1 protein-coding gene is annotated in these 593 nt (G+C 44.5%); it reads right to left on the minus strand.

The genetic code is table 11. From position 1 onward, the window contains the following. Nucleotides 1-593 (minus strand): IS110 family transposase (locus ACF8D4_RS11070; RefSeq protein ID WP_392468696.1); only part of this gene is annotated, 593 nt, incomplete at both ends.

Consider the following 593-nt stretch of genomic DNA (forward strand, 5'->3'; position numbering starts at 1 on the left):
CCATTTTTATAGCCAGAACCATCACCAGCAAATGAAACTACAGCGGTAGCAATCATTTCAGCAACACCACGTATACCTGTTAGGCGTTTAGCATCAGGGTGATTTTTAGCTTGTGCTTGAACTTCTTTTTCTGTGGTTTTAATTGCAGCATCAATGGTTCTAAGCTCATCAAGTAACTCTCGAATATAGCGACGCGCGGTCACTGTTAAGCCATTATTTTCAGTTGCCAAGATTTCTGGCAACTCAGTGATAAAAGGAGTTTTACCTTGGCGAAAAACAATGCCGTACTCGTTAAGTAGCCCACGTATTTGATTGCTCAATGCTGTGCGTTCCCGTATCCGGCGTTCACGAATTCGATGCACTAAAATTAGATCAACTTGCTCCAAGGTTCGTGGCTTTACAAAGACAATATTTGGCCGCTGAGCCGCCTCACAGATGGCAAATGCATCATTGCGATCGTTTTTGTTGCCTTTGACGAACGGCTTTACATGTTGTGGTGGGATCAGCTTCACTTCGTAGCCAAGCTTGAGCAACTCTCTTCCCCAATAGTTAGAGCCGCTACAGGCTTCCATGGCAATCACAGCATCAGGATA

This window comes from Shewanella sp. YQ_9, assembly GCF_043103185.1.
GTDB lineage: Bacteria > Pseudomonadota > Gammaproteobacteria > Enterobacterales > Shewanellaceae > Shewanella > Shewanella algae.